The 4,231-nt window shown below is 69.3% G+C and carries 4 protein-coding genes; all 4 read left to right on the top strand.

Going from position 1 to position 4,231, the window contains the following annotated elements; all coding sequences use genetic code 11:
* The coding region (locus tag ACOADB_RS00395) for a GMC oxidoreductase (RefSeq protein ID WP_378595942.1) at positions 1–1,314 on the top strand (1,314 nt) is incomplete at its 5' end.
* Positions 1,311–1,859 (top strand): DUF4334 domain-containing protein, encoded by a 549-nt coding sequence (locus tag ACOADB_RS00390; RefSeq protein ID WP_378595941.1) that lies wholly within the window; start codon positions 1,311–1,313, stop codon positions 1,857–1,859. The genes ACOADB_RS00395 and ACOADB_RS00390, both read left to right, overlap by 4 nt.
* Positions 1,860–1,976: 117 nt before the next feature.
* Positions 1,977–3,482, top strand: a complete 1,506-nt coding sequence (locus ACOADB_RS00385; RefSeq protein ID WP_378595940.1) for an RNA polymerase sigma factor — start codon at positions 1,977–1,979, stop codon at positions 3,480–3,482.
* An 80-nt stretch (positions 3,483–3,562) separates the two neighbouring features.
* Positions 3,563–4,231: hypothetical protein (locus ACOADB_RS00380; RefSeq protein WP_378595939.1), on the top strand; the 669-nt coding region annotated here is incomplete at its 3' end.

Below are 4,231 nucleotides of genomic sequence, written 5' to 3'. Positions count from 1 at the left end.
CTGGCGCCGTACTACGACCAGGCCAAGCGGATGCTCGGTGTCGTGGAGAACCCACGCACCGGACCCAAGGACGACCTGCTGCTGCAGGTCGCGCGTGGCCGCGGCGTGGCCGAGACGTTCCACAAGACCCAGGTCGGCGTGTTCTTCAACGAGGGCAACGAGGGCTCGGAGGTCGACGACCCGTACTTCGGCGGCGCCGGTCCTCGCCGGTCCGGCTGCATCCACTGCTCGGAGTGCTTCACCGGCTGCAAGCACAACGCCAAGAACACGACGGACAAGAACTACCTCTACCTCGCCGAGCAGAACGGTGCCGAGGTGCACCCGCTCACCACCGTGACGTCGGTCCGCAAGGACGGTGACGGGTACGTCGTCGACACCGAGCGTTCCAACGGAAAGCTGCGCAAGGGTCGGCGTACGTTCACGGCCGAGCACGTCGTCTTCGCCGCGGCCGCGCTCGGCACCCAGAAGCTGCTGCACAAGCTGCGCGACGACGGCACCCTGCCCGAGCTGTCCCCGCGGCTGGGGGAGCTGACCCGCAGCAACTCCGAGGCGATCATCGGCGTGCAGAGCAGGAGCCGTGACGACTTCGCCCAGGGCGTCGCCATCACCTCCTCGATCCATCCCGAGCCGCAGACCCACGTCGAGGTCTGCACCTACGGCAAGGGCCAGAACTCCATGTTCGCCCAGACCGTGCCGATGATCGACGGTGGCGCGTTCCGCTTCCTGCGGTTCCTGCTGGGCGCAGTGCTGCACCCGCTCGTCATGCTGCGGTCGATGGACCTGCGGCGCGCGTCCGAGCGGTCCGTGATCCTGCTGGTGATGCAGTCCGTGGACAACTCGCTGACCTCGTTCCTCAAGGGCGGACAGCTCAAGACGAAGCAGGGCACCGGCGAGCCGAACCCCGACTGGATCCCGCTGGCCCACGAGATCGCCCGTGAGTACGCCGTCAAGGCCGACGCCGATCCGGGGAACGTCGCCACGGACATCTTCAACATCCCGGCGACGGCGCACTACATCGGTGGCTGCACCATCGGTGACTCGCCGGCCACCGGGGTGATCGACCCCTACCAGCGGATCTACGGCTACCCCGGCCTGCACATCGCCGACGGCAGCGCGATCACCGCCAACCTCGGCGTGAACCCGTCGCTGACGATCACCGCCCAGGCGGAGCGGGCGATGGCGTTCTGGCCCAACAAGGGCGAACAGGACGCTCGACCCGCGCTCGGCGCGGCGTACGAGCGCATCGCGGCGGTGGCCCCGAAGGCGCCGGTCGTTCCCGCCAACGCTCCTGGCGCACTGCGGGTGTCGGCATGAGCGCCGCGACGACCGCCGCTGCGACGCTCGCCGAGCTCGAGCGCGGGACCGATCCCGAGACGGCGCTCGCGTTCTTCGACTCGCTCCCCGCCGTGACCTGCGACGAGCTCCGCGGGAGGTACCGGGGCCGTGAGCTGCTGACCGGCCACCCGATGGACGGCCTGCTCGAGGCCTCGGGCTGGTACGGCAAGCAGTTCGACGACGCCGACCACGTCCACCCCCTGCTCTTCCAGGGGCGTGGGGGAGAGGTCTTCGCGGTCGAGCCGCGCAAGGTGCCCCTCGGCATCGCACCGAAGATCCCGTCGGCCGTGGTCGACCGCTCCCAGGGTGCCGTCGGCGCCCTCAAGGCGGCCCTTCGGACCAAGAAGCACCGGGCGCGCCTCCGTGCCGTCGAGTACCGCGGCGTCGTCAGCGCCGCGATGGTCTACGACCACCTGCCGATCATCGACGTCTTCCGCCGGGTCGACGCCGACACCCTCCTGGGCGTGATGGACCTGCGTGACTCGGCGCCGTACGTCTTCGTTCTTCAGCACGACCAGACCTGACCGTCAGGGCCGCAACACGCCCCGATGGTCAGACGGTGCCCGTGCCCGTGGCAGAATGACGAAGCGGTCTTGACGCCTCCGGGCCTCGCCGCGCCCAAGTTCCGTTTGAATCGAGAGGTGTTCGTGTCTTCGAACCATCGTTCGGTCCCGCCCGTCGTGCTCACGCACCCGTCGATCGTCGCGCTGATTGAGCGTGGCGCACCGTCGGGCAGTGTCGCTGCGGAGGACGTCCGTCAGGCCTGTGCTGCTGCTGACGTCGCACCTGCCCACCTGAAGGGCCTGATGGGCCACCTGTCGGGCCTCGGTATCGCCGTGGAGCTCGGCTCGCCCGTCGAGCAGCGTGCCGTGGCTGCCACCACGGCCAAGAAGGCTGCGGCGACCGCCACCACCGCCAAGAAGGCGCCCGCCAAGAAGGCTGCTGCCGCTCCGGCCGCGCCCGCCGCGGCTGCTGCTCCCGCTCCGGCGAAGAAGGCGGCTGCCAAGAAGGCGGCGCCCGCGAAGAAGGCTGCTGCCGAGGTCGTCGACCTCGCTGATGTCGCCGTCGTCGCGATCGGCCCGGACGGGAAGAAGATCCTCCCCGACATCCCGGACGACCAGTTCGAGAAGGATGTCGTCGCCGACCCGACGATCAAGGAGGACGAGAAGACCGCGTCCTTCATCGTCTCCTCGGCCGACGAGACCGACGAGCCTGCCCAGCAGGTCATGGCCGCCGGCGCGACCGCCGACCCGGTCAAGGACTACCTGAAGCAGATCGGCAAGGTCCCCCTCCTCAACGCCGAGATGGAGGTCGAGCTCGCCAAGCGGATCGAGGCCGGTCTCTTCTCCGAGGAGAAGCTCGGCAAGGGCGGCAAGATCAGCCCGAAGATGACCGAAGAGCTCGAGTGGATCTCCGAGGACGGCCGCCGCGCCAAGAACCACCTCCTCGAGGCCAACCTCCGCCTCGTCGTCTCGCTGGCCAAGCGCTACACCGGCCGCGGCATGCTGTTCCTGGACCTGATCCAGGAGGGCAACCTCGGTCTGATCCGCGCGGTCGAGAAGTTCGACTACACCAAGGGCTACAAGTTCTCGACGTACGCCACGTGGTGGATCCGTCAGGCGATCACCCGCGCCATGGCCGACCAGGCCCGCACCATCCGGATCCCGGTCCACATGGTCGAGGTCATCAACAAGCTCGCCCGTGTCCAGCGCCAGATGCTGCAGGACCTCGGTCGCGAGCCCACTCCGGAAGAGCTCGCCAAGGAGCTCGACATGACCCCGGAGAAGGTCGTCGAGGTCCAGAAGTACGGCCGTGAGCCGATCTCGCTGCACACCCCCCTGGGTGAGGACGGCGACTCGGAGTTCGGTGACCTCATCGAGGACTCCGAGGCGATCGTGCCGGCCGACGCGGTGTCGTTCACGCTGCTCCAGGAGCAGCTGCACGCCGTCCTCGACACGCTCTCCGAGCGTGAAGCAGGCGTCGTGTCGATGCGCTTCGGCCTGACCGACGGCCAGCCCAAGACGCTGGACGAGATCGGCAAGGTCTACGGCGTGACCCGCGAGCGGATCCGCCAGATCGAGTCGAAGACCATGTCGAAGCTCCGTCACCCCTCGCGCTCGCAGGTCCTGCGCGACTACCTGGACTGACGCACGACTGATCGCACCAGGAACGCCACGCCCGCCCCGTCTCCGCAGCAGCGGACACGGGGCGGTCGTACGCTCGGGCCATGCGCCGCGTTCTCGGGTCCGGGATCCCTGTCCTGTTGCTCGTCGGAGCCCTCGTGGCCGGCTGCAGTCTCGAGCACGAGTCGGACGCGAAGCCCGAGGCTGCCGCGCAGTCGTCCGTGGCACCGTCCGGAGAGCTGCGCCTGGCGGACGCGGTCGACCCGCAGCTGTTCGGAACCGGTGACGGCCTGGTCCTCGTCGCGTCCCGCCTCACCGACGACGGTCCGTACGGCGGCGTCGTCACCAGTTCGTACGACGGCAGCGGATGGACGTCCGGCGAGAGCCTCTCGACCGACGGTGCCCGGACCTCCGGCGCGCGGGTCGTGATCAACCCGTCGGGTGTCGGCGTCGCGCTCTGGACCGAGGCGTCCGGCGAGGACTCCGACAGCGAGGAGCCGACGTCGCCGCCAGTCGTGGCGCGCGTGCGCCAGGCGGACGGCACCTGGACCGAGGCCGAGACCCTGGGGGCGATGGCCTATCTCGAGGACGTGCAGGTCAACGCCCGCGGTGATGTCGCGGTGCTCGGCTACCCCGACGAGGGAGTGCGCGTGCTGGCCCTGCGGCCGGCGGGAGAGGACTGGAACCTCACCGACCTGTCGTCGTACGACGCCGGGTCGATGGCGCTCGACGAGGACGGCGGTGTGCACCTGGCCACGACGGGCACGAACCGT

This window comes from Nocardioides sp. CPCC 206348 (genome assembly GCF_048654705.1).
Classification (GTDB): domain Bacteria; phylum Actinomycetota; class Actinomycetes; order Propionibacteriales; family Nocardioidaceae; genus Nocardioides.
The sequence above is the reverse complement of the archived record's forward strand: the minus strand, read 5'-3'. Positions and strand labels throughout refer to the sequence as shown.

Bases quoted from the DNA above. Each gene is read 5' to 3' on its own strand.
- ACOADB_RS00390 (WP_378595941.1), top strand. From the start codon at position 1,311: ATGAGCGCCGCGACGACCGCCGCTGCGACGCTCGCCGAGCTCGAGCGC.